Below are 23,652 nucleotides of genomic sequence, written 5' to 3' on the forward strand. Positions count from 1 at the left end.
AATGACCTAATATGCACGCCCCTCAAGAATCTACTGATCGACCTCATCCTCACCAACCAAGGAGTCAATAAGCACACGAAACGAAGAGGACAACATCTTTTGAGCGTTAATGTGATTTATGCGCATGTCAATATCCGACTGAAAAACATCAACCGCAAAATAAATAACACTACTTCCTTCTTTATCAAGGCAAATAAAATTACCTGCCTCATCAACGGCAAAAAGTACCAAATGTGCTGGCAATACGTTCCTATGCACCATCAAATTGAAGCATCCGCCTATGTATTTAGTCTCGTCTTTGTCAACGATTTCAGCGCTGGCGATGCTTTTAAAATCTTCAATTCTAATCGGCTCATAATTTTCATCGCCCGCCCAAAACTCCCGATTCGGAGTACCTCCATTGAAAGACAGGTAAAGCTCCCTGAAGTCCGTTGGAACTTGCATGCCAATTTCAGACTCAAGGTTATCAATATCTAATATCGAGACGGGAGCACCAGAATCAAACAGTTCAAAGTCATCCATTATAGAATCTTCAACAAGTTTTTAATGTTGTTTTCTGTGGGCGGCCTTTAGTCAACCCTTATCCTGTGAGATAGCTATAGCTTCAGGTATCCCATAAGATCCAGAAGGCAAACCAAAATATTTTTCGAATTGCGCGACTGAGCCAGTATGCGGCAACGAAGCCTTGTGAGCAGACTGCGTTACTAACTGCATAGTATCTTTGCCCGTCACAGGATCGAAATCGTCCAAGTGGTGCCAAGTGTATTTGCCTATTAATTTCACTTGAGCCTTTGTCAGTCCAGCCTGTTTGTAAGCCTCGGTAAAGTCAGAGCACAGTTCAGGCGCACGCTGTTTAGCAGAATCAAACCGAGCGAAAACCTCAACGCACTCCGGTTCAACCTCGATTGCCGCAACATCTATCAACCCCATAAGCAGTTCTTGCTAAGCGATTGAATCCAGCACTTTCACAACTGAACCTCACCTTAATAAAACAACTATCTCACCCAATGCTCAGCGAATTTACGAAATCATCAAAGCTCGCACAGACCCTCTCCATTTGCAGACCATCTTGAATTAGTAAATATACAGTTCCAGCGTCTTCCTCCCTCAGAGAAAGCATGAAGCTGTTGCCGCCATCGTCATATGCAAAAGGCACATAGCCATGCAAAGCCTTATCTTGAGCATTGTATTCTTGCATTAATTTTTCTATCGGTAGCTCCCCGAATTTTACCGAATTGAAACCATTTATACTAAATACATACTCATCACCTTCCACCTCGGTAATCCTGGGAAATCCGCCATTGTTCCTAAGATAAATTTCCTTAAATAGGATCGGAAGCTTACCATTTGCCAAAGTTTCAATTTCTGAAAAATCACCGACATCAATACTGGATTCAGACCCTTCAAGATCTAACATGAAATTCCTCCTGCTTTTTTCGCGGCCACTGGCTTTCTGGCTGGGAATGTATAAGCTTTTCCGGTTGCAGCTTTATATTGAGATACTCCTCCATTATGAGGAACACCTTGATGAGCCCTCTGCTCTACTAATTGCATAGTGCCTTTATTGGTTTTAGGATTATAGTCATCCACATGATGCCACACATAGCCTCGCGGCGTGGTTTTTTGATTTAATTCGGCCACTTTGTTTGCAGCCTCAAAGTCCTCAATATAATTTCCCGCATATTCAATTACCACTATGGGATTGACCCCTGGATTTTTCGCATAAAGCGCATTGCTACCAGAATAATCTAGCCCACCACCTAGTGTTTTAGTTATACCAAAATAACCACGCTCGGCAAGAGTGCTTAATGCATCCAATCCAAAGGGATCAACCCAAACAACCGGATTGTTGGCATATTTATAGAGATTCCATCCCCCGCCCAAGCCAATTGGGTCTTGGGTGATAAATTGCCCTATCTCAGGACCATAGTACCGGAACGTGTTGTAGTGCAGTCCCGTTTCGCTATCAAAGTACTGACCTTGGAAACGCAGACTCTGCTCGATCTCTTTGACGGGCAGACTATCTATTGCTCCCCAAGAACGATACGTCGCCTGCCAGACGATCTTGCCGTCACTGTTCGTCAGCTCCAGCGGCGTACCAATCTGGTCCGTATGGAAATAATAGAGCTTCTGCTCCTCCCCTTCCGCCTGATCAACCCGCGCCAACGGCGCATAGCTGCCCGGCTCATACAGATACAGGATGCTCTGCCCCGGCGTCTCCTCCCGCAGCATTCTCAGCCCTTGCCAGAGGAAGCGCTTCTCCTCGACCTGGCCATTGATCACAGCCAGCTTGGCAACCCGCCGCCCCAGGCTGTCATAACGGTAGTGCCCGGTACTCTCCAGCTTGCCATTGACCCATGTCTCCGCCCGCACCAGCCGGTTTTCACCGTCATAACCGAAGCGCTGCAACCGGTTGCCATATTCCGAGCATTTTTCGATCAGGTTACCCCACGGGTCGTAACGGTACTCCTAATCCCGCCAGTGTGTGATGCGGTTGTCCCTGGACTTGGCAAATTGCCGGGCATTGAAATCCAGGCGGTTGCCCGCAGGGTCGTAACGAAACTCTTCGCTGCCAACCAGCGAGCCCGTATCGCGGCTGCGCAACTGGCCGTTCGCTTCGTACTCGTACTTGATCTCGCCCCGCAGCTTGTCCAGCGTGCGCACCAGTTCACCCGCCGGGTCGTACTGATAACGGCGGTGAATCGGGTTGTACGCATGCTCCACCAGCAATGAGGTATTGATACCGGTGTTGTGCACCTGCGAGAGCTTGTCGGCGGGCAGCATCGAGGCGTATTGCCACGCCTTGCGCCCCATCGCGTCATAACCGAAACAACTGGTGAGCTTGCCCTGGGTCCGGTAAACCTCGCGGTGCAGGTCATCACGCTCCATGTCGCTGATCACCTGACCGTCCAGGTTCAGTTGGTGCAGATACCCACTGCCGTAGTACAGGTGGTTAACCTTGCGGCCATCCGGCAGGGTTAGCGTAGTCAGATTGCCGAGCGGGTCGTATTCGTAGCCGAGCGTGCCGTCGGAGGTGATTTCTTTGATCAGCCGGCCCAGCAAATCGTAAGTGTACTCTAGCTTTTCTTCGCTGATCCCTAGCTGCTTGCCGATCCCGGTCGGCTGCCGCTCGATGCTCAGCAACCGGTCGCTGTCGTCGTACGCGAAGGTCTGGCTCGCATCGCGGTTGATCTTGGCGACCAACCGGCCAATGCTGTCACGCTCGAACAGCGTATGCCGCTCCGGCCGCTCGGCATTTTCGCCATAGCCAATCTCATCCAGCCGGGTCAGATGGCCGCCGAGGTTGTAGCTGAAACGCCGGGTCAGGTTATCCACCCGCACTTCTTCAGTCAGCCGGTCCGAGGCGTCATAGGCAAAGCGGTACGTGGCGTTGTTCTCGTTCACCAACCCGGTCAGGCGCCAAGCCTTGTCATACTCGTAACGAACCACACCTCCTTTCGGGTCCCGGCGGTTACTCGGCAAACCACGGGAAGTGCGTAGCAGGCGGGTGATCTGGCCTTTGCCATCGGTGTGGTCGAGCACCTGACCAAGGTCGTTGTAGGTGAAAGTTTCCGCCGTGTTGTCGGGATGGCTGATGCGCAGCACCTCACCGCCGGGCTTGCGCTCCAGCGTGGTGGTCTGGTTCAGCGCATCGGTTACCGCGACGAGGTGCTGGCGTTCGTCGTAGCGGTACCAGGTGTTCTTGCCCGAACAATCCTGGTAACGCTCGACCTGGGCCAGGGTGTTCCACCACAGGTACTTGGACTTGTAGGTCGCGTCGATGATGGTGTGCGGCAGGCCGTCATCGCTGTTCAGGTATTCGGTCATTTGACCCAGGGCATCGAATTCGGCGAGCAGGTTGCCCTTTTCGTCATAGCGCGCCCGCCAGGTGCTGCCATCCGGGTAACTGACCTGGGTCACCAGCGTGGTCAGGTGGTGATATTCGTAGGTGGTCTTGCGGCCCAGCGGGTCGGTTTCTTCGAGCAGACGGGAGAATTCGTCGTACTTGAATTGCAGGCGGTTACCGTCCGCCAAGGTCAGGTCGACCATGTTGCCATTGTCGTCCAGCTCGGTGGCGTAGCGTTCGCCGCCGTAGTCGCGGCTGGCGATCACCCGGTGGTCGGGGTTGTACTGCACTTCCAATTCACGGGCGAGCACATCGGTGGCCCAGCTGGTGCGGGCGTCGAGGTCGTAGCGGAAGTGGAAGCGTTCGCCATCGGTGGTCCAGTGCTCGACCACGCGCGGCTGGCCGCCGAGAGTTTCCCAGCGGTAATGGCAGCCCAGGCCCAGCGCGTTGCTGTGGGTCACCATCAGGCCTTCGGCGTAGCTGAAACTGCGCACGGTGTGGCCGTTGCGGTTGATCACCGCGCTCAGCTGGCCGTGTTCATCGTAGCGGTACTGGGTGAGCGTTTCGACCGCCTGGTCGTTCACCACGCGCTTGATGTCGGTCAGGCGGCCCAGCGGGTGGTCGTAGTGCAGGTGCACGCGGGTACCGCCGGTGGCGCTGATGTCGGTCAGCGTACCGTCAGGCGTGCGGGTGAAATGCAGGAAGTGACCGAGAACGTTCTCGATGCGTTGCAGCGGCACTTCGGTGTTGGTGTCTGGCACTTCGCCGAAGTAGAAGAACAGGTTGTCCCGCGTTTGCAGGATGTAGTGGCCGCCCTCGGTGCACACCAGGTACACCTGCTCGTGCGGGTTGTAGATCCGTTCGCCCGGTTGCAGGGTCACGAACGGAACTTTGCGGCCTTGGTTGTCGGTGAGGTAAATGAATGAGCCCCGCCGACGCAGGCTTTGCTCCCAGGGCAGCACCCAGCCGCGCCCGAGCACGCTGTCGACGGTAAGGTCGCTGGCGTAGAAACGTGACCACTCGATCGGCATCAAGCCCGGGAGGCTGAAGTCAATTTCATCGGGGATCAGTTTGCGACCGGTGGTGAGGTCGACCGGGTTGCCAACCAGTCCACCCAACACCCTGCGTGCCACAGGTTCGACCATGTAGCGGGCGGCCACTTCGCCAGCAATGAAGCCGGCCGTGAATTTCAGGGCGCAAGGTAGGGCGGCCTTCATACCGGCCTGGGTACCCATCTTGAGCACATTCGCGAGGCCACTGGCTGCGCCAGCAATCGCCATCAGCACATCCACGGTGGTGCGCAGCCACTCCGGGACTTCGTCATCCACGGGCAGGTAGCGGTAAGTGCCACCGCCGATGAAGACGTTGTTCGAACCCCCGGAAATGGTCGCGCCGCAGGTCAGCTTGTCGCCCTTGCGCGCCGCCGCGACGCCATTGATGAAGACATTGGTCGAGCCCTCGGCGATCTGCACCGGGCCCGGGTGCTTGTCGCAGGCACCGATGCTTTTCTCGACGCGGGCGGCCTTGCGGCTATTTATGAAGACGTTGGGCGAGGCCGTCAGTATCGTCCCTGAGGGGGATGAGAACAGACTGCCCAGTGCCTCGCCGGCAGCGGTCAGCAAGCTGCCCCCGAGACCTGCCGCGATGCCGGCCAGCAAAGCCACGCCTAACCCGCAGGTAAAGGTGGCGATGGCCACCGTGGCCACCAGTGCGATACCCAGGGCAGCGCCCAGCAGGAAGCCGCCCAATGCGCCGGTGTGTGAAATCTCGTCGCCAAACCTGGCCGCTTCGAACATGAGGGGTTACTCCTGTTCGGCCAAGTTGTGCAACGCGAATGAACGACAAGACTGAAGCAGCGAGCGCTCGGTCAGATCCTTGATCATTGTTGCGTCCTTGAGGCTTGAAACCCAAGGACGCTAGGAAAACGCCGTTAGGCCGTCAATGAACAAGGCGTTCAGTGCGCGGACCTGCTTGTAGGAAAGCACTTACCCGCCAGGAGCGACTGCCTTGCCGCATAGGCTTGGGTTACCATACCGCCCTTGCGCAACACCCATCACCCAAGCCAAGCCCCCGCTTGCTCGACTCGACACCAACAGGTCATCCATGCGTCTGTTTCATACCTCCGACTGGCACCTGGGCCAAAGCCTGCACGGCCAGGAACGCGACTTCGAACACGCCTGCTTCCTCGACTGGCTGCTCGGCCAGCTGCGCCTGCGCCAGCCGGATGCGCTGCTGATCGCCGGCGATATCTTCGACACGGTCAACCCGCCGGTCAAAGCCCAGGAACGTCTCTACGACTTCATCGTCCAGGCCCACGAGCAACAGCCGAAGCTGGACATCGTGATGATCGCCGGCAACCACGACTCCGGCTCGCGCATCGAGCTGCCCGCGGCACTGATGCGCCGCCTGCGCACCCATGCCCTGGGCCGTGTGCACTGGCTGGACGAGGGCCAGCTGGACGCCGAGCGCCTGCTGATTCCGCTGACCAACGGCCGTGGCAAGGTCGCCGCCTGGTGCCTGGCCCTGCCCTTCCTGCGCCCGGCTGAGGTGACCGGCCCGCAATTGGGTGACGACTACCTGCAAGGCATTACCCAGGTGCACCAGCAGCTGATCGCCGCCGCGCAAAAGAAGCGCAAGAAGGACCAGGCGCTGATCGCCATCAGCCACGCGCACATGGCCGGTGGCGCGGTGTCGGAGGACTCCGAACGCAGCCTGATCATCGGCAACGCCGAGGCGCTACCGGCCAAGCTGTTCGACAAGGCCATCAGCTACGTCGCCCTGGGCCACCTGCACAAGCCGCAGAAGGTCAACCGCGAAGAACGCATCCGCTACAGCGGCTCGCCGATCCCGCTGTCGTTCGCCGAAATCAACTACCCGCACCAGGTGCTGGAGGTGGAACTGGACGGCACCGGCCTGGTCAGCGTCGAACCGCGCCCGGTACCGCGCGCCGTGGCCCTGCAACGGGTCGGCCCGGCACCACTGGGCGAACTGCTGGAGCAGTTGGCCGAGCTGCCAGTGATCGACCTGCTCGAAGACCCCAACCGCCAGCCCTGGCTGGAGGTGCGGGTGATACTGGACGAGCCGCAACCCGACCTGCGCCAGCAGATCGAAACCGCACTGCAAGGCAAGGCCGTGCGCTTGATCCGCATCAGTGCCGAATACGCCGGCCGCAACAATGCCGAAGACGATGACCTGGCCTTTGTCGAACTGGCCCAGATGACCCCGCAGGACCTGTTCAGCCGCGCCTGGGAGCAGGCCTATGGCAACCCCGCCGACGAACAGGCGCTGGCCGACTTCGCCCTGCTGTTGCAGGACGTGCAGCAGGAAGAGGAACAGCCATGAAGATTCTTGCCATCCGCCTGAAGAACCTGGCATCCCTGGCCGGCCCGGTCGATATCGATTTCACCGCCGAACCGCTGGCCAGCGCCGGCCTGTTCGCCATCACCGGGCCTACCGGGGCGGGCAAAAGTACCCTGCTCGACGCCCTGTGCCTGGCGTTGTTCGGCACCGTGCCACGGCTGAACGACATTGGCCGCGAGGCCAAGGTGCCGGATGCAGACGGTGAAATCCCTACCTCCGACCCGCGCAACCTGCTGCGCCGCGGCACCGGCAGCGGCTTTGCCGAAGTCGATTTCGTCGGCATCGATGGCCGCCGCTACCGCGCCCGCTGGGAAGCCAACCGCGCCCGCGACAAGGCCAACGGCAAGCTGCAGCACAGCCGCCAGAGCTTCTACGACCTGGACAGCGAGCAGGTGCTGGGCAGCGGCAAGAACGAGTACAAACAACTGGTCGAAGCCCGCCTGGGCCTGAACTTCGAACAGTTCACCCGCGCGGTGATGCTGGCCCAGAGCGAATTCGGCGCCTTCCTCAAGGCCGACGACAAAGAACGCAGCGAGCTGCTGGAAAAGCTAACCAACACCGCCATCTACACCCGCCTGGGCCAGCGGGCCTTCAGCAAGGCACGCGAAGCCGGCGAGGCCCACAATGCCCTGAAGGACCGTGCCAGCCATCTGCTGCCGATGCCCACCGAAGCCCGCGCCGAGCTCGACCAGCGCCTGGAACAGGCGCAGCAGCAGTTCAAGGCCGACCAGGCCGGCGAGCGCCAGCTGGAGCAGCAACGCAACTGGCTGAACGAGCAGCGCCAGTTGCAGGCCCAGCACGCCGAAGCCGGCACCGCGCTGCAAGCCGCCGAACAGGACTGGCAACAACTGGCTGACCAGCGCCTGGACCTGGTGCGCCTGGAGCGCCTGGCCCCGCAGCGTCACCAGTTCCACCGCCAGCAGACACTGACCGCGCAACTGGCACCGCTGGCAGCGAAGATCGCCGAACAACAGCAGCAGCAAGCCGAGCTGCAAGTGCGCACCAGCGAGCTCGAACAGGCGCTGGACGCCGCGCGTCAGGCGCTTGCCGATAGCCAGGCCCAACACAGCGAGAACGCCCCTCGCCTGCGCCAGGCCTTTGCCGCCCAGGACAACCTGGCCCGCCTGGACCAGGAGCTGGTAGCACAGCGCAGTGCCAGCCAGCAGGCCGAGCAGCAGGTCGCCGAAGGTCAGCAGCACCTGCAGCAGCTGGAAGACAACCAGCAGCGCAGCCTGCAGCAACTGGCGCAGATCGACACCGCGCTCGCCGACAGCCAGCACCTGGCGGGCCTGGCCAATGCCTGGCACGCCTACCTGCCGCAACTGAAGCAAGTGATGCTGATCGGTGGCCGCCTGGCCAAGGGCCGTGAAGAGCTGCCCGGCCTGCAGGCCCAGGCCAGCCAGGCCAATGCGCACTTGCAGGCCGAGCGCGATGCCTTCGAGCTGCTGTTCCGCGAAGCCAAGGCCGAACCCCAGGCCCTGGCAGAACAGATCGACCTGCTGGGTGGCATGCTGCAGGACAACCGCAAGCAGCAACGCGCCGTGGAAGAACTGTCACGCCTGCATGGCCGTGAACTGGAGCTGCGCCAACAGCTGGAGGCCGTGCGCGTGCGTCAGCAGCAGGCCATGCAGCAGCGCCAGCAACTGATTACCGAAGGCACCGCCGCCAAGGCCGAGCTGGAAGCCGCCGAGCAAGCGCTCAACCTCACCCGCCAGTTGCTGGAACGCCAGCGCCTGGCACGTAACACCAGCGTCGAAGAGTTGCGCGGCCAGTTGCGCGACGGCGAACCCTGCCCGGTGTGCGGCAGCGCCGAGCACCCGTTCCACCAGCCTGAAGCGCTGCTGCAAAGCCTGGGTCGCCATGACCAGGCCGAGGAAGACGCCGCGCAGAAGCAGGTCGAAACCCTCAACAGCAAGCTGGTGGAGCTGCGCACCCAGCTGGGCGTGGTCAACGCCCAGCTCAAGGATTACCAGCAGCAACAGCAGCAACTGGGCGAGCAGCTACAACCGCTGGTGGCCCAGGTGCAGGCGCACAGCCTGTGGCCCGCCCTGGCCCCGCAGGACGACAATGCCCGCAGTGCCTGGCTCGACAGCCAGCTGCGGCGCCTGGACGAAGAAATCGGCCAGGACGAGAAACGCCAGAGCGCCCTGCTCGCCCTGCAAAAAGATGCAGCCCGTCTCAACCAGCAATTGCAGGCCGCCCAGCAGGCGCAACAGCAAGCCCAGCGCCACCTGGAGCAACAGCACCAGGCCCTGGCCAGCGACGAGCAGCAGTTGCAGCAAGGCCTTGAGGACCTTGCCGGCGTGTTGCCCGAAGAGGCCCTCAAGGCCTTGAACGACGACCCGGCCAATGCCTTCCTCGCCCTGGACCAGCAGATCGCCCTGCGCCTGCAGCAATTGGAGCAGCGCAAGGACGAACAGGAAGAACAGCAAGCCCGCCAGGCCCAGCTGGACAAGCTGCGCGACCAGCAGCAGGCACGCGTGCAGACCCAGCAGCAGCTGCAGCAGAAACTTGCCGCCCTCGACGAGCAGCGCCAGCAGGCCCAGGCTTCGCTCAGCGAACTGCTGGGCGAGCACGCCAGCGCCGAAGCCTGGCAACAGCACATGGACACCGCGCTGGAGCAGGCCCGCGCCCTCGATGCCGACACTGCCCAGCGCCTGCAGGACTTGCGTACCCAAGGCGTGCAACTGGCCAGCGAACTCAAGGCCAACACCCAGCAGCAGCAGGCGCTGGACGCCGAGTGCCAGCAGTTGCAGGGCCAGATCGCCCAGTGGCGCGCAGAACACCCGGAACTGGACGACGCCGGCCTGGATCGCCTGCTGGGCATCGAGGACGCGCAGGTAAATGAGCTGCGCCAGCGCCTGCAAGGCGCCGAGAAGGCCATCGAACAGGGCCGCGTGCTGCTGCAGGAACGTGAACAACGCCTGCAGCAACATGCCGCGCAAATGACTGTGGACACCTCGGCCGACGCCTTGGAACAGGCCCTGACCGAACTGCGCGAACGCCTGGCCGGCCATGAGCAGCAATGCGCCGAACTGCGTGCACAGCAGGCCGATGACCAGCGTCGCCAACAGGCGCACCAGGCGCTGGCGGCGGAAATCGAACAGGCCCACCAGCAGTGGCAACGCTGGGCTCGCCTGAACGCCCTGATCGGCTCGGCCTCTGGCGATGTGTTCCGCAAGATCGCCCAGGGCTACAACCTCGACCTGCTGCTGCACCACGCCAACGCCCAGCTGCGCCAGCTGGCCCGCCGTTACCGCCTCAAGCGCGGCGGCAGCGCCCTCGGCCTGCTGGTGCTGGACACCGAGATGGGTGACGAACTGCGTTCGGTGCACTCGCTGTCTGGCGGGGAAACCTTCCTGGTGTCGCTGGCCCTGGCCCTGGGCCTGGCCTCGATGGCCTCAAGCACGCTGCGCATCGAATCGCTGTTCATCGACGAAGGCTTCGGCAGCCTCGACCCCGAGTCGCTGCAACTGGCCATGGACGCCCTTGACGGCTTGCAGGCCCAGGGCCGCAAGGTGGCGGTGATTTCCCACGTGCAGGAAATGCACGAACGCATCCCGGTGCAGATCCAGGTGCGCCGCCAAGGCAATGGCCTGAGTGACGTGGAGGTGTGCGGGTGATCCTCTACTCGTTCCGCCGCTGCCCCTGGGCCATGCGCGCGCGCCTGGCCCTGCGCTATGCGGAGTGCAAGGTGGAGATTCGCGAGGTAGCGATGAAGAACAAGCCGGCAGAACTGCTGGCCTTGTCACCCAAGGGCACGGTGCCGGTACTGGATACCGGTGCCGGGGTGCTCGAAGAAAGCCTGGACATCATGCGTTGGGCGCTGGCGCAAAACGACCCTCAGGACTGGCGGCTGCAGGCCGACCCTGCGGCGGCCAAGCAGGCTGAAACACTGATTGCGCGCAACGACAGCACGTTCAAGGCGCAGGTGAACCTGTACAAGTATGCCGAGCGCTACCCCGAGCATACCCGCGAGCATTACCGTCAGCAGGCCGAGGCCTGGCTGGCGGAGCTCGAAGGCCTGCTGGCAGGCAGGCCCTACTTGCTGGCCACGCACCCGAGCATTGCCGATGCCGCATTGCTACCCCTGATGCGCCAGTTTGCCGGGGTCGAACCGCAGTGGTTCGCCGAGGCGGCTTATCCGCGGGTGCGGAGCTGGCTGGAGGGGTGGCTGGCTTCGGAGCTGTTCAGGTCAGTCATGGCCAGGTAGCTTCACGCGATCCCTTGTAGGAGCGGCCTTGTGTCGCGATAGGGGCGCGCAGCGGCCCCAGGTTTTTGCGTCACAGCAGAAATTGCCGGGGCCGCTCTGCGGCCCTTTCGCGACACAAGGCCGCTCCTACAGGGACCGAGTCAGCTTCAATGGGTGTGCTTGCCGCTCAATGCCGCATGGAAATTGGCACTCTGGCGCAGGTACTGTTCGGTGTAGCTATGGGTAGCGGACGCCTTGCCGCTGCTGTCGGCATGGGCATGCGCTGGCAATACGACCGAAGCGGAAATGGCGGATGCGGCAATGACCGGGAAGAGATTGAAGTTCATCTGGGCTGACCTCGACGGCGGTGGTTTGACGTTGGCCCGTTTGGGCCTTGGGTCAAACTTACGCCGCCGAAGCCGCAGGCAAAAATTCATTGCGCCAGTATCGACTATCACGCCGATCGATATCACTCGATGAACTTCAGGTCCGACGGCGCATCCTGCTTCAGCGTCTGCACCGTCTCCAACAGCTTGCCGCTGCGCGGATCGCGGCGTATCACTACGATCTGGTTGCTCTTCTGGTTGGCCACCAGCAGGAAGTTGTCACTCGGGTCGAGGGCGAACTCGCGGGGATGATCCCCCTCCACCGAACGGCGCTGCAGGAAGGTCAGCTGGCCATCCTGCTTGCCCACGCTGAACGCCACGATCTCGTTGGCCGTGCCTCGGTTGCTCACATACAGGAAGCGCCCGTCTGCCGACAAGTGCAAGCCACCTGCCGCTTTCGCCGCAGCTTCCTTGCTCTCGGTCAGGGGCAGGCGCTGGCGTTCGACCAGGTTGCCCTCCTGCACGTCGAACATCACCACTTCGGCACTCATTTCCAGGGTCAGGTAGGCGTGCCGACCCTTGGCGTCGAACAACAGGTGGCGCGGCCCGCTGCCCGGCGGCAGGTCCACCGACGTGGGGATCGCTGGCGTCAACGGGCGGTCTGCGCTGGCACCGTCGTAGCGGTAGATGAACACCTTGTCGGCACCCAGGTCGCTGGCATACAGGTGGCGGCCGTCGGGTGACAGCACCAGCGAATGCACATGCGCGCTAGCCTGGCGCTCGGGGTTTACCCCGCTCGCCTTGTGCCGGGCCTGTTGCACCGCCGGCTTGAGCTTGCCGTCCTTGGCCACCGGGACTACCACCAGGCTGCCGCCGGGATCGGGCTTGACCGCGTAGTTGGCCACGAACAGATAACGCTGGTCCTGGCTGAGGCTGGCGTGGGTAGGCTCGTCACCTTGGCTGGGCACCTGGTTGAGCAGCTTGATCTCGCCTTTTGCACTGACGGCGAAACTGCTGACCCCGCCCTTCGGCGTTTCGTTGACCGCAAAGAGCTGGCGTTGATCGGCCGACAGCACCAGCCATGAAGGGCTGACACTTTCCACCACCTGCTGCGGCGACGGGTCGATATGACCGGTCTTTTCGTCGAACCCGTAGCGGTAGATGCCCTGGCTGGCGCCATCGGTGTAACTGCCCACCAGCAAGGTGGCGGCGTGGGCATGGATGGTCAGGCTCATCAGGCTAGCGGTCAGCAGGCTCGTCCAGATCCGATTCATCTTCGTCATCATCCGGGGCGCGAAAGGCACTCATACAGACTAGCCGATGCGCGCCGTCGGCATCGTCGAGTTGCCACTCGTCACCCACGGCGATGGCAGCTGTGATCTGCTCGGAGGTGAAGGTCCAGCGGCGGAGCTGGCGGCCGTCCATGCATTCGATGGTGAGGCCGGATTCATCGGAGGTGAAGTCGAAGGCGTGCAGGCCGTCGATCAGGAGCATGTCGCAGGACTGCAGGGCGGTGGCGAGGGGGGACATGGGGGTACCAATCTGAAATGAGTTGGCATTATAGCCTTGGGGCTGCCTTGCAGCCCATTCGCAGCACAAGGCTGCTCCTACAGGGGGACCGCGAAGCTTCTGTAGGAGCAGCCTTGTGCTGCGAATGGGCCGCAAAGCGGCCCCCGGCAATTCAATGAGCGAAAATGGAGCCTCCCTCCTTGCCCACCATCTTCTCAGGCTTGATCAGGAACCTTGCCAGCGCCGGCAGCAGCCACAGCGCACCGAACATGTTCCACAGCAGCATGAAGGTCAGCATCAGCCCCATGTCCGCCTGGAACTTGATCGCCGAGAAGATCCAGGTGCACACGCCGATGGCCAGGCACAAGCCGGTGAACAGCACTGCCTTGCCGGTCGAGCGCAGGGTCTCGTAATACGCCTCCTGCAACGGCAACCCGGCGCGCAGGAAGCTTTCCAGCCGGCTGTAGATGTAGATGCCATAGTCCACGCCAATGCCCACACCCAGCGCCACCACCGGCAAGGTCGCCACCTTGACCCCGATGCCCATGTAGGCCATCAGCGCGTTGCCCAGCACCGAAGTCAGCACCAGCGGCAGGACGATGCACAGGGTGGCGGCGAACGAGCGGAAGGTAATCAGGCACATCACCGCCACGCAGATGTACACCAGGATCAGGATGGTCAGTTCGGCCGACTTGATCACCTCGTTGGTCGCCGCTTCGATCCCGGCATTGCCCGCCGCCAGCAGGAACTGCAGGCCTTCCTTGTTGTGGCTGTCGGCAAACGCCTTGGCCACGGCAGTGACCCGCTCCAGGGTTTCGGCCTTGTGGTCGTTGAGGAACACCAGCACCGGCGCCAGCGAGCAGTCGCCGTTGTACAGGCCATCAGCGCGGGCGATGGAGTTGTTGAGGATATCCGGGTTGCGCGACAGGGTTTCCCATTTCAGACTGCCCTCGTTCATGCCCTTGATCACCTGCTTGGACACGGTCACGAGGGAAATTGCCGACTGCACGCCCGGGGTGTTCTGCATGGTCCACATCAGCTCGTCGATCGGCGCCATGGTCGAGTGGATCGAGCAGCTTTCTGGCGGGGTCTTGACCATGATCACCAGCACGTCGGAACTGGTCGAGTAGTTGCTGATGATGAAGTTGTTGTCCTGGTTGTAGCGCGAGTCGGGGCGCAGCTCCGGCGCGCCCTGGTCGAGGTCGCCGATCTTCAGGTTCTGGCTGTACCATAGGCCACCGGCGAAGGCGACCAGCGCCAGGGCCACCGACACCGGCGCCACCTTGGCACTGGCGAAGTTCGACAACAGGCGCCAGAACGGGTGCTCGCGGGTGGCGTCCTGCTTGCTGCGCTCGACGGCCTTCTTGCTGATGCCGACGTAGGAGATCGCTACCGGCAGCAGGATGAGGTTGGTGAACACGATCACTGCCACACCGATGGAAGCACCGATGGCCAGTTCACGAATCACCCCGATGTCGATGATCAGCAAGGTGATGAAGCCCACGGCGTCGGCGAGAATGGCGATCATCCCCGGCAGGAACAGCTGGCGGAAGGTGCGCCGGGCAGCGGTCAGGGCGTTGTCGGCATCACTCGACTGCAGGGCGATACCGTTGATCTTCTGCACCCCGTGGGAAATGCCGATGGCGAAGATCAGGAACGGCACCAGCATCGAGTACGGGTCCAGGCCAAAGCCCACCGCATGCATCAGGCCCAGCTGCCAGACCACTGCCACCAGGGTGGTGATGAGCACGGCGATGGTGCTGCGGATGCACCAGGTGAACCAGTACAGCAGCACCCAGGTGATGGCCAGGGCGACACCGAAGAACATCGCCACCATCACCAGGCCGTCGATCAGGTCGCCGACCTTCTTGGCGAAGCCGACGATGTGCACCTTCACATTGGGGTTCTGCGCCTGGAACTTGTCGCGGATCTTTTCTTCAAGCTGGTGCGAGAACTGCTGGTAGTCCAGCTTCACCTGCTTGCCCGGGTCCTGCGGGTCGGGGTAGCTCTCCAGCAGTGGCACATCGACGATGCTGGACTTGAAGTTGTTGCCCACCAGTCGCCCCACCTGGCCCGACTTGAGCACGTTGTCGCGCAGGGTGTCGAGGCTGTCCTGCGAGCCGTTGTAGGTGTTGGGAATCACCTCGCCACCCGAGAAGCCTTCCTCGGTGACCTCGCTCCAGCGCACGCTGGGGCTCCACAGCGACTTCAACCCGGCACGGTCGACGCCAGGGATGTAGAACACTTCGTCATGGATCTGCCGCAGGGTCTCCATGTAGTCCTTGTCGAAGATGTCGCCATTCACGGCCTCCACCGAAATGCGCACGGTGTTGCCGAGGTTGGCCAGGTCGTTGCGGTGCTCCATCATCTGCTCGATGAACGGGTGCTGCAGCGGGATCATCTTCTCGAAGCTGGTGGACGGGCGTATCTGCGTGGCCTGCCAGAACAGGAAGATGCTGACCAGCACGCACAGGGCGATGACCACGGGGCGATTGTTGAAGATCAGGCGTTCGAGCAACGTGGCCTTGTCCTGGTGATGCGGGTGCATGGTGATGCTCTCCCTGCTGGTCATGGACGCACCTCCTGGTCAGCACCCTGCGGGTCAGCCAGGTGCACGCCACCCTGCCCTACCAGCAGCAGGCCGCCATCGGCCAGGCCGCTGACGCCGGCCAGGGCAATGCGGTCGGCGCGGTTGTAGACACTGAAGGTCTGGCCGTCATCGGTACTGCGCAGCACGCTGCCGCCATTGCCGACCAGCACCAGGCTACCGTCCTCGACAAGCGTAGCGCCTGCCAGGCCGAATTCGAGGGTGCCACGTGCGGCCTTGAGCTCGATCGGTTGCCAGCTGTCACCGAAATCGGTGGAGCGGAACAGGTTGCCGCGCAGGCCGTAGGCCAGCAATGTGCGCGGCTGTGCAGTGCCGATCACGCCGAACAGCGAGCCCTCGTAGGGGCCTTGAACCTTGGCCCAGGTCTGGCCGTTGTCGGCCGAGCGGAACATGCCGCCCTGCTCGCCGACAATGAACAGGCCCGCGTCACGCACCTGGGCGATACCGTTCAGGTGCAACTGGTCGGGGTTGTCCAGGCGCTCGGCCACGTCCTGCCAGTGCTGGCCGCCGTCAGTGGTTTCCAGCAAGGCGCCGTAGGCACCTACGGCAAAGCCGTGCCGGGCGTCGAGGAAGGCGACATCGAGCAAGGGTGCTTCGCGGGTCAGGTCTTCGAACTGCTTGCTCCAGGTGGCACCACCATCGCTGCTGGCGAGCACCAGCGCATCGTGGCCGACGGCCCAGCCGCGCTTGTCGTCGAGGAAGAACACCGCGGTCAGCAGTTGCCGGGTGGGCACCCGCGCCTGGGTCCAGGTTCTGCCCTGGTCGTCGGAGAACAGGATATGACCTCGATCGCCCACTACCACCAGGCGCTTACCGGCATGGGTGGCGTCGATCAGCAGGCTTTGGCTGGCCTTGGCCGATTCGGTGGAATATTCGTCGGCGGCAGCGGCTTGCACGCTGTCAGCCCACACGCCGAGCCCCAGCGCCAGTACCGCGCTGGCTGCCAATGGCCAGGCAAAGCGCCTGTTCTGTTCCCTCATGACTGTCCCCCTGTTGTGTTCTTATTTGGTGGGTCAATGCATTGCAGGTACTGCGAAAAGCCTGGTCTAGAGGCCTGCAATAGCTTGAAGGGATCGTAGCGGGGATATTTGCGGGAACACAACGGGCGGGGTGTTATGTTTTGTTGTCGGCTCCAAAAGCTTCGCGGGTAAACCCGCTCCCACAGGTCCTGCACAGCCCATGAAAGCGGTGCAGTACCTGTGGGAGCGGGTTTACCCGCGAAGAGGTCGGTTCAGGCTACGGAAAACTCAAACCAGGCTCTTGCTCACAACCTCATACACATCACTGGACAACTCACCAGAAGCCAGAATCCGCTCCAGCTCGCCCTTCATCAGGGCCTGACGCGCATCGTCATACTTGCGCCAGCGGGTCAGCGGTGCCAGTTGCCGCGAAGCGATCTGCGGGTTCAGCGCATTCAGCTCGATCACCAGGTCCGCCAGGAAGCGGTAGCCGGAGCCATCCGCCGCATGGAAGTTGACCAGGTTCTGCCCGGCAAAGGCGCCGATCAACGCACGTACCTTGTTCGGGTTCTTCAGGGTGAACGCCGGGTGCTGCATCAGCGCCTTGACCCGCGCCAGCCCGCCCGGCAGCGTACTGGCCGCCTGCACGCTGAACCACTGGTCCATGACCAGCGGGTTGTCCTTGAAGTGCTCGGCAAAGGCTTCCAGCGCCTTGGCCCGCTCGGCTTCGAACGGTGAGTTGACCAGCACAGCCAGGGCGGTAAGGCGCTCGGTCATGTTGTCGCAGTGCTCGAACTGCTCCAAAGTCGCCTGCAGCACCTGCGGCTTGCCGCTCTGCATCAGGTACGACAGCGCGATGTTCTGCAGGCTGCGGCGAGCGAAATGCTCGGCCGAGGCCACGTAGGCGGTGCTGCGCGACACTTCGCGGTTGGCCTGGTAGCGCGCCCACAGGGCGTCGAACAGCTGCTCGGCGATCTGCTGGCGGGCGAACTCGCGGGCAGCATGGATGGCGTCCACGTCGGCCACCTGGCTGATCTCGGTGAGGTAGGCCTCACCCGGCAGCGAGAGCATTTCGGCAACCATGGCCGGGTCCAGCGACTCGTTGCCGAGCACAGTGCCCAGGGCGGTGATCAGGCGCTGGTCGAGCTTCAGTGCCTCGCCGCGCTGATGCTGGCCGATCAGCTCCTGCAGCACCTGCACCGACAACTGCTGCCCCGCCTCCCAGCGATTGAAGCCATCGCTGTCGTGCTGCATCAGGAACATCAGCTGGTCGCGGTCGTAGGGGAAGCTCAGCTTGACCGGTGCACTGAAACCACGCAGCAGCGACGGCAGCGGCTTGGCCTGGATGCCCTGGAAGGTGAAGGTCTGCTCGGCCTCGGTCACCGACAGCACGCGGCTGGTGCTCTGCGCCGTATCTTCGCCGGCGAGTTGCAGCGGCAGGTCGTTGCCTGCAGCATCCAGCAGGCCAAGCTCCACCGGGATCACGAACGGCAGTTTTTCGGCCTTGTCCGGGGTCTGCGGGCAGCTTTGGCGGAAGGTCAGGCTGTAGGTTTGCGCGGCCGCGTCATAGGCCTCGCTGACTTCCAGGCGCGGGGTGCCGGCCTGGTTGTACCAGCGCTTGAACTGGGTGAAGTCGACGCCGTTGGCGTCTTCCATGGCCTGGATGAAATCGTCGGTTGTCACCGCCTGGCCATCGTGGCGTTCGAAGTACAGGTCGCTGCCCTTGCGGAAGCCGTCGACGCCCAGCAGGGTACGAACCATGCGCACCACTTCGGCGCCCTTCTCGTACACGGTCAGGGTGTAGAAGTTGGAGATCTCGATGAAGCTGTCCGGGCGCACCGGGTGGGCCATGGGACCAGCGTCTTCGGCGAACTGGTGAGTACGCAGGTAGGCCACGTCTTCGATGCGCTTGACCGTGCGCGAGTTCATGTCGGCGCTGAACTCGGCATCGCGGAACACCGTGAAGCCTTCCTTCAGCGACAGCTGGAACCAGTCACGGCAGGTGACGCGGTTGCCCGACCAGTTGTGGAAATACTCGTGGGCAACCACGCCTTCGACGCGCTGGTGGGCGGCATCGGTGGCGGTTTCGGCACGGGCCAGCACACAGCTGGAGTTGAAGATGTTCAGGCCCTTGTTTTCCATGGCGCCCATGTTGAAGTCGTTGACCGCGACGATCATGAAGATGTCCAGGTCGTACTCACGGCCATAGACTTCTTCGTCCCAGCGCATGGACTTCTTCAGGCTGACCATGGCGTGGTCGCACTTGTCGATGTTCTCGGGCTCGACATAGATGCGCAGGGTCACGTCACGGCCGGACTGGCGGGTGAAGCTGTCCTCGACGCACCACAGGTCACCGGCCACCAGGGCGAACAGGTAGGCCGGCTTCATGAACGGGTCTTCCCAGGTCGCCCAATGGCGACCATCGTCTGCCGGCCCGCTGCCGATCGGGTTGCCGTTCGACAGCAATACCGGGTAGCGATGCTGCTCGGCGATCACCGTCGTGGTGAAGGTGCTCATCACATCCGGACGATCGAGGTAGTAGGTGATCTTGCGGAAGCCTTCGGCCTCGCACTGGGTGCAGAACATCTTGCCCGACTTGTACAAGCCTTCCAGCGCGGTGTTGCTCTCGGGGTGGATCTTCACGCTGGTGTCGAGGGTGAAGTGCTCGGCCTTGGGCTGCACGGTCAGGCTGTCGGCGTCGAGCTGGTAGTCGCCCGGCTGGAGTTCCTGGTCATCCAGCGAGGCGCGCAGCAGCTCCAGCTGCTGGCCATCGAGTACCAGTGGCGGCAGGCCGGCACCGCGTGCCGGGTTGCGGCGCATGACCAGTTGCGCGTGAACCAGGGTATGGTCCTCGAACAGCTCGAAGGTCAGGTGCGTCTCGTCGATCAGGTACTCGGGCGCCTGGTAATCCTTGAGGTAGATCACTTGCGGTTGTTCGGTACGCATGTGCAGGTCCTTTTTACTGGAGTACGGCCAACTGGTAGGCCGTGTACTTGCGAATATTGATCACACCGGTGTCGAAGATCAGATACTGGCCCTTGATGCCCAGCAGCGTGCCTTCCACTACCGGGTCCTTGTCGAGGTTGAAGCTGACGATCTTCGATGGGTAGGCCTCGACCGGGTACTTCATCTGCACCACTTCGGCGTCGGCCAGCGGCTGGATCGCCTGCAGGCCGAAGCGCCCCTGCAGCTCGCGCAGGCCATCGGCACAGGCGTCGAAGACCTGTTCACGAATGGCCACCAGGTCGAGCTCCTCGGCATCGCCCTTGAGCAGGGCGCGCCAGTTGGTGCGGTCCGGCACCTGGCTGCGCAGCAAGTCTTCGACCAGGCCGGACTGCTGGCGGGTGGCCACGCGCACGATCGGCAGGGCCTGGCTGGCGCCCTGGTCGAGCCAGCGGGTGGGCAGCTGGGTGGCGCGGGTGATACCGACCTTGATCCCCGACGAGTTGGCCAGGTAGACCACATGGTCGGTCATGCAGAACTGTTCGCCCCACGACGGTTCGCGGCAGGTGCCGGCGTCGTAGTGGCACTTTTCCGGGGCCATGATGCACACGTCGCACTGGGCCAGTTTGGTCATGCACGGGTAGCAGTAACCCTGGCTGAAGCTGGTCTTGGTGCGCTTGCCACAATGGCTGCAGTGAATGGCGCCAAGGTACTCAAGGCGCAGGCGCTGGCCGATAAACGGGTTGACCGGCACCTGCGTGTCATCAAGGCGAAAGCTGTACTGCACCACTGGCGCCTGCAGGCTTACCGCCATCTTGCTCAACGAGCCACGAGCGAGTTCGATCAATGTACCGAGTCCGACTTGAACAGAATGTTGGCGATCGGCGCGGACTTCGAGGCGCATTCCTGCGGGCCCATGTAGCCGGTACGCTGGTCTTCGGGCAGGTTTTTCATCTCCCAGGCGATTACCGCCTGCAGCGACAGCTCTTTCTGCTCGGCAGTGAGCTTGCGGCCATCCGACCATTTGCCGATTTCCACGGCCAGTTTCAGGCTCTCGTAGATTTCCGGGGTGATGTTTTCGATCATTTGCGCGAAAGTGGACATAGTGTCTCCTGATTCAAGCCGACAGTTTACGCCGGGCAAGCGCCCCACCCAAGAGCCCGGTCAGGCATCCGATGAGCAGCCCGCCGACGTGGGCGGCGTTGGCGATCTGGCCAAGGCCCAGGGTGTCGATCACGCCGCTCAGGCACACCACCAGCCAGATCAGCATCATCACCAGTACGCCCTTGGGCAGGTTGAAGTAACGGTCGGGTGCAAGCCACTGGTACAGCCAGATGTGCCCGAGCAGGCCGTACAGCACGCCGGACAGGCCACCGAACAGGCTCGGCCCGCTGCTGTAGTGCTGGGCCAGGTTGGACACCAGGCTGAACAGCAGGGTCAGGCCCAGCAGCGCCCACGGGCCCTGGCGCAGTTCGATGCGTTTGCCCAGCTCCCAGTACCACAGGCTGTTCATGGCCAGGTGCAGAACGCCGAAATGCAGCAGCATGGGCGATACCAGGCGCCACCACTGGCCTTGGTCCAGGCTTTGCGCCAGCGGGCTGAAGTACAGGTAGTCGCCCTGGACGCGGAAATCGAGGAAGGTGAACCAGCTGATGGTGGTGAAATTGTCGCCAAGGCCGGTGAGGCCGGCGACGATGAAGCACAGCAGCAGGGTGATAGTGGTGACTTTGCAGGCTTTGGCCTGTTCTGCCAGGGAGGGTTGTGTGGGGCTATTCGCGGGTAAACCCGCTCCCACAGGGTCCTGTGCAAGTTCGAGGTCGGCGTTGCCGTCGGGGTAGCGCTGGTAGAGTTCGCGGACGTCCGCTGCCAGGGTGTCGGGGGCCCAGAGCACCTGGGCATCGCCCTCCTCGCTGACCCGGTGCGGCACCTGCAGGCGCTGCAGCAGGTGAACGAAGCCGCTGAGGTCGACCGACAGCGGCAGGCGCATCACTTCGATAATGTTCATTGGTTGGCCTGTGGGCGGTCGACGTCGACCCAGACGAACTTGTGCGGGTCGATGCGGGTTTCATCATCCAGCCGGTAGGCTGCCAGCTTGCCATAGAGCACGGCGCTGTAGTCCAGGCAGGCCAGGTTGGCGCGGATCGGCGCCGGGCGGCCGCTGCGCCAGTAATGGCCGACGAACAGCATGGGCTCGTCTTCGGCATAGCGCAGCAAGGCGTTCTTCTGGCTGTGACTGAGCGGGGTGCTGGCCACTTCCGCGGGCAGGGCGTCTGGCTGGAACACGATGTCGCCGTAGGTTTGCGGGTCTTCTTCCCAGAACTTGGTACGGAAGAAGGCACGGGTCAGGCCGTCGCCACCGGTGAGGGTCAGGCCGTCCGGCAGGCGCATGTCGGTACCGCGCAGCAGGCGGTTGCACACGGTGGCAGCAAAGCTGCCGTTCACCGCCGAGGCCTGGATGAAGTGTTCGTCGATGCGCCCATCGGGGTACTGCTGGCGCAGCGGCTCGATCAGCCGCGGGTCCCAGCAGGCATGCACCAGGCGGAAACGCCCGGCGTCGACGAACAGCGGCAATTCGTAGAACCAGTTGACGAAGTCGTGCCAGTCAGCGGGGTGGTGGGCAAATTGGGTCAGGGTTTCGTCGATCAGCCGGGCGTGGCGTGGCGTATGCTCGCGCACAAAGGCCTTGCCGCTGCCAGGCAGTGCCGGGGTGACCCAGCCCAGCGCGTTGTACTCGTGGTTGCCCATGATGCAGAACGCCTGGCCGGCCTCGACCATGTCGTGGACGATGTGCAGCGCCTCGCGGATGCGTGGCCCGCGGTCGACGATGTCGCCAAGGAACAGCGCCTGGCGCCGCGGGTGGCGCCACACGCCGGCCACACGCTTGTAACCGAGGGCGTCGAGCAGGCGTTCAAGGGTCAGCGCACAACCGTGCACGTCACCGATGATGTCGAAACTACGCGCCGGATCGAGCATCAGTCGTCCCTGCTTCCCAGCCGGCTGCCCCAGCCGAGCTTGGTGCGGCAGACCTCGTAGTAATTGTGGTCCAGCGGGTGGATCAGGCGCAGCTTCTGCGGTTTCTTGCTCACCGTGATGGTGTCGCCGGGGGCACAGGTGAAGTGGTTCTGGCCGTCACAGGATACCTGCGGGTAGATCTGCAGGTCCTTGGACACCACGATCTTCAGTTCGCTGTTGCCGTCGACCACGATCGGCCGGCCTGACAGGGTGTGCGGGTACATCGGCACGATGACGATGGCATCGAGCTTGGGGTGCATGATCGGGCCGCCGGCCGACAGCGCGTAGGCGGTGGAGCCGGTGGGGGTGGCGACGATCAGGCCGTCGGCCTTCTGGCTGCAGACGAACTGGCCATCGATGTAGATCTCGAACTCGATCATGCGCGTGGACTTGCCCGGGTGCAGCACCACATCGTTCAGCGCATCACCCTGGCCGATGGCTTCGTTGTGGCGGCGTACCTCGGCCTGCAGCAGGAAGCGGTTTTCCACCAGGTAGTGGCCGTCGAGCACTTCGGCGACCTTCTCTTCCAGCTCGTCGGGGCGGATGTCGGTGAGGAAGCCCAGGTTGCCACGGTTGATGCCCAGCACCGGAATATTGTGCCGGGCCAGGGCGCGGGCGGCGCCCAGCAGGCTGCCGTCGCCGCCGACCACGATGACCAGGTCGCAGACCTCGCCCAGCAGCTTGCGGGTGGAGGTTTGCAGGCCATGGCCAGGCAACACTTCGGCGATGGTGTCCTCGAGGATCACGTGCAGGTGGCGCTCGATAAGAAATTTTTTCAGTCGGCGAATGGTGTCGAGCACCTGGGAGCTGCCAAGGCGGCCAATGATACCGATATTGCGAAATTGCTCCATGGGGCTCCTGCGAGGCTCTGCGGCGGGTGACTATGCCGCGATTAT

Annotated in this window: 17 protein-coding genes and 1 pseudogene; 3 read left to right on the top strand and 15 right to left on the bottom strand. The window is 62.2% G+C overall.

The genetic code is table 11. From position 1 onward, the window contains the following. Positions 1-30: 30 nt before the first annotated feature. The 4 genes and pseudogenes from RR51_RS20520 to RR51_RS20535 form a co-directional block, all read right to left on the bottom strand. Entirely contained in the window at positions 31-522 is a 492-nt protein-coding gene (locus tag RR51_RS20520) for an SMI1/KNR4 family protein (protein ID WP_039614537.1), read from the bottom strand. A gap of 51 nt (positions 523-573) precedes the next feature. Continuing rightward, positions 574-930 carry an HNH endonuclease signature motif containing protein gene (locus tag RR51_RS20525; RefSeq protein ID WP_039614538.1) on the bottom strand — a complete coding sequence of 119 codons (357 nt, stop codon included), beginning with the start codon at positions 928-930 and terminating at the stop codon, positions 574-576. A gap of 70 nt (positions 931-1,000) precedes the next feature. Continuing rightward, positions 1,001-1,417: an SMI1/KNR4 family protein gene (locus RR51_RS20530; RefSeq protein WP_013971636.1), complete on the bottom strand. Its 417-nt coding sequence runs from the start codon at positions 1,415-1,417 to the stop codon at positions 1,001-1,003. After that, positions 1,411-5,643, bottom strand: a pseudogene (locus RR51_RS20535) (RHS repeat-associated core domain-containing protein). The gene RR51_RS20530 and the pseudogene RR51_RS20535 overlap by 7 nt, the downstream one beginning before the upstream one ends. A 307-nt stretch (positions 5,644-5,950) precedes the next feature. Between RR51_RS20535 and RR51_RS20540 the strand changes: the two are divergent. Genes RR51_RS20540 through RR51_RS20550 form a run of 3 tightly spaced genes read left to right on the top strand, consistent with a single transcriptional unit; the run spans position 5,951 to position 11,420 of the window. Next, positions 5,951-7,189, top strand: coding sequence for an exonuclease SbcCD subunit D C-terminal domain-containing protein (locus tag RR51_RS20540; RefSeq protein ID WP_013971635.1), 1,239 nt, complete (start codon positions 5,951-5,953; stop codon positions 7,187-7,189). After that, the gene (locus tag RR51_RS20545; protein WP_039614539.1) at positions 7,186-10,830 is read left to right on the top strand and encodes an AAA family ATPase; all 3,645 of its coding nucleotides are present in this window, start codon (positions 7,186-7,188) and stop codon (positions 10,828-10,830) included. The genes RR51_RS20540 and RR51_RS20545 overlap by 4 nt, the downstream gene beginning before the upstream one ends. After that, the gene (locus RR51_RS20550) at positions 10,827-11,420 is read left to right on the top strand and encodes a glutathione S-transferase (RefSeq protein WP_039614540.1); all 594 of its coding nucleotides are present in this window, start codon (positions 10,827-10,829) and stop codon (positions 11,418-11,420) included. The genes RR51_RS20545 and RR51_RS20550 overlap by 4 nt, the downstream gene beginning before the upstream one ends. Positions 11,421-11,566: 146 nt before the next feature. On the opposite strand, the gene RR51_RS20555 is transcribed toward RR51_RS20550, so the two are convergent. The 11 genes from RR51_RS20555 to RR51_RS20605 form a co-directional block, all read right to left on the bottom strand. Continuing rightward, positions 11,567-11,746: a hypothetical protein gene (locus tag RR51_RS20555; RefSeq protein ID WP_039614541.1), complete on the bottom strand. Its 180-nt coding sequence runs from the start codon at positions 11,744-11,746 to the stop codon at positions 11,567-11,569. 122 nt (positions 11,747-11,868) lie between these two features. Continuing rightward, positions 11,869-12,999 (bottom strand): lactonase family protein, encoded by a 1,131-nt coding sequence (locus RR51_RS20560; protein WP_236693288.1) that lies wholly within the window; start codon positions 12,997-12,999, stop codon positions 11,869-11,871. Beyond that, positions 12,965-13,255 carry a DUF5629 family protein gene (locus tag RR51_RS20565; RefSeq protein ID WP_039614543.1) on the bottom strand — a complete coding sequence of 97 codons (291 nt, stop codon included), beginning with the start codon at positions 13,253-13,255 and terminating at the stop codon, positions 12,965-12,967. The genes RR51_RS20560 and RR51_RS20565 overlap by 35 nt, the downstream gene beginning before the upstream one ends. Before the next feature lie 151 nt (positions 13,256-13,406). Beyond that, on the bottom strand, positions 13,407-15,782 hold the full coding sequence (locus RR51_RS20570) for an efflux RND transporter permease subunit (RefSeq protein WP_024086538.1): 2,376 nt from the start codon (positions 15,780-15,782) through the stop codon (positions 13,407-13,409). 20 nt (positions 15,783-15,802) lie between these two features. Next, on the bottom strand, positions 15,803-16,822 hold the full coding sequence (locus RR51_RS20575; protein WP_013971629.1) for a WD40/YVTN/BNR-like repeat-containing protein: 1,020 nt from the start codon (positions 16,820-16,822) through the stop codon (positions 15,803-15,805). A 267-nt stretch (positions 16,823-17,089) separates the two neighbouring features. Further along, a complete protein-coding gene (gene pepN, locus RR51_RS20580) occupies positions 17,090-19,747 on the bottom strand; it encodes an aminopeptidase N (RefSeq protein ID WP_039614544.1) in 2,658 nt (885 codons plus the stop codon). Between the two features lie 13 nt (positions 19,748-19,760). Continuing rightward, a complete protein-coding gene (locus tag RR51_RS20585; protein ID WP_039614545.1) occupies positions 19,761-20,591 on the bottom strand; it encodes a DUF2797 domain-containing protein in 831 nt (276 codons plus the stop codon). After that, entirely contained in the window at positions 20,588-20,848 is a 261-nt protein-coding gene (locus RR51_RS20590) for a YeaC family protein (protein WP_003260154.1), read from the bottom strand. The genes RR51_RS20585 and RR51_RS20590 overlap by 4 nt, the downstream gene beginning before the upstream one ends. Positions 20,849-20,861: 13 nt before the next feature. After that, a complete protein-coding gene (locus RR51_RS20595) occupies positions 20,862-21,749 on the bottom strand; it encodes a rhomboid family intramembrane serine protease (RefSeq protein WP_023662506.1) in 888 nt (295 codons plus the stop codon). Next, positions 21,746-22,717 (bottom strand): metallophosphoesterase, encoded by a 972-nt coding sequence (locus tag RR51_RS20600; RefSeq protein ID WP_013971625.1) that lies wholly within the window; start codon positions 22,715-22,717, stop codon positions 21,746-21,748. Before RR51_RS20600 ends, RR51_RS20595 begins: the two co-directional genes overlap by 4 nt. Continuing rightward, positions 22,717-23,607 carry an NAD(+) kinase gene (locus tag RR51_RS20605; protein ID WP_013971624.1) on the bottom strand — a complete coding sequence of 297 codons (891 nt, stop codon included), beginning with the start codon at positions 23,605-23,607 and terminating at the stop codon, positions 22,717-22,719. Before RR51_RS20605 ends, RR51_RS20600 begins: the two co-directional genes overlap by 1 nt. Between the last annotated feature and the right edge of the window lie 45 nt (positions 23,608-23,652).

It is taken from the genome of Pseudomonas sp. C5pp (genome assembly GCF_000814065.1).
GTDB classification, from domain to species: domain Bacteria; phylum Pseudomonadota; class Gammaproteobacteria; order Pseudomonadales; family Pseudomonadaceae; genus Aquipseudomonas; species Aquipseudomonas asiatica.

Excerpts from the sequence above, each read along its gene's own strand:
- RR51_RS20520 (WP_039614537.1), bottom strand. The coding sequence starts at position 522 with ATGGATGACTTTGAACTGTTTGATTCTGGTGCTCCCGTCTCGATATTA.
- RR51_RS20525 (WP_039614538.1), bottom strand. The coding sequence starts at position 930 with ATGGGGTTGATAGATGTTGCGGCAATCGAGGTTGAACCGGAGTGCGTT.
- RR51_RS20530 (WP_013971636.1), bottom strand. The coding sequence starts at position 1,417 with ATGTTAGATCTTGAAGGGTCTGAATCCAGTATTGATGTCGGTGATTTT.
- RR51_RS20540 (WP_013971635.1), top strand. The coding sequence starts at position 5,951 with ATGCGTCTGTTTCATACCTCCGACTGGCACCTGGGCCAAAGCCTGCAC.
- RR51_RS20545 (WP_039614539.1), top strand. The coding sequence starts at position 7,186 with ATGAAGATTCTTGCCATCCGCCTGAAGAACCTGGCATCCCTGGCCGGC.
- RR51_RS20555 (WP_039614541.1), bottom strand. The coding sequence starts at position 11,746 with ATGAACTTCAATCTCTTCCCGGTCATTGCCGCATCCGCCATTTCCGCT.
- RR51_RS20560 (WP_236693288.1), bottom strand. The coding sequence starts at position 12,999 with ATGAATCGGATCTGGACGAGCCTGCTGACCGCTAGCCTGATGAGCCTG.
- RR51_RS20565 (WP_039614543.1), bottom strand. The coding sequence starts at position 13,255 with ATGTCCCCCCTCGCCACCGCCCTGCAGTCCTGCGACATGCTCCTGATC.
- RR51_RS20570 (WP_024086538.1), bottom strand. The coding sequence starts at position 15,782 with ATGCACCCGCATCACCAGGACAAGGCCACGTTGCTCGAACGCCTGATC.
- RR51_RS20575 (WP_013971629.1), bottom strand. The coding sequence starts at position 16,822 with ATGAGGGAACAGAACAGGCGCTTTGCCTGGCCATTGGCAGCCAGCGCG.
- pepN (WP_039614544.1), bottom strand. The coding sequence starts at position 19,747 with ATGCGTACCGAACAACCGCAAGTGATCTACCTCAAGGATTACCAGGCG.
- RR51_RS20590 (WP_003260154.1), bottom strand. The coding sequence starts at position 20,848 with ATGTCCACTTTCGCGCAAATGATCGAAAACATCACCCCGGAAATCTAC.
- RR51_RS20595 (WP_023662506.1), bottom strand. The coding sequence starts at position 21,749 with ATGAACATTATCGAAGTGATGCGCCTGCCGCTGTCGGTCGACCTCAGC.
- RR51_RS20600 (WP_013971625.1), bottom strand. The coding sequence starts at position 22,717 with ATGCTCGATCCGGCGCGTAGTTTCGACATCATCGGTGACGTGCACGGT.
- RR51_RS20605 (WP_013971624.1), bottom strand. The coding sequence starts at position 23,607 with ATGGAGCAATTTCGCAATATCGGTATCATTGGCCGCCTTGGCAGCTCC.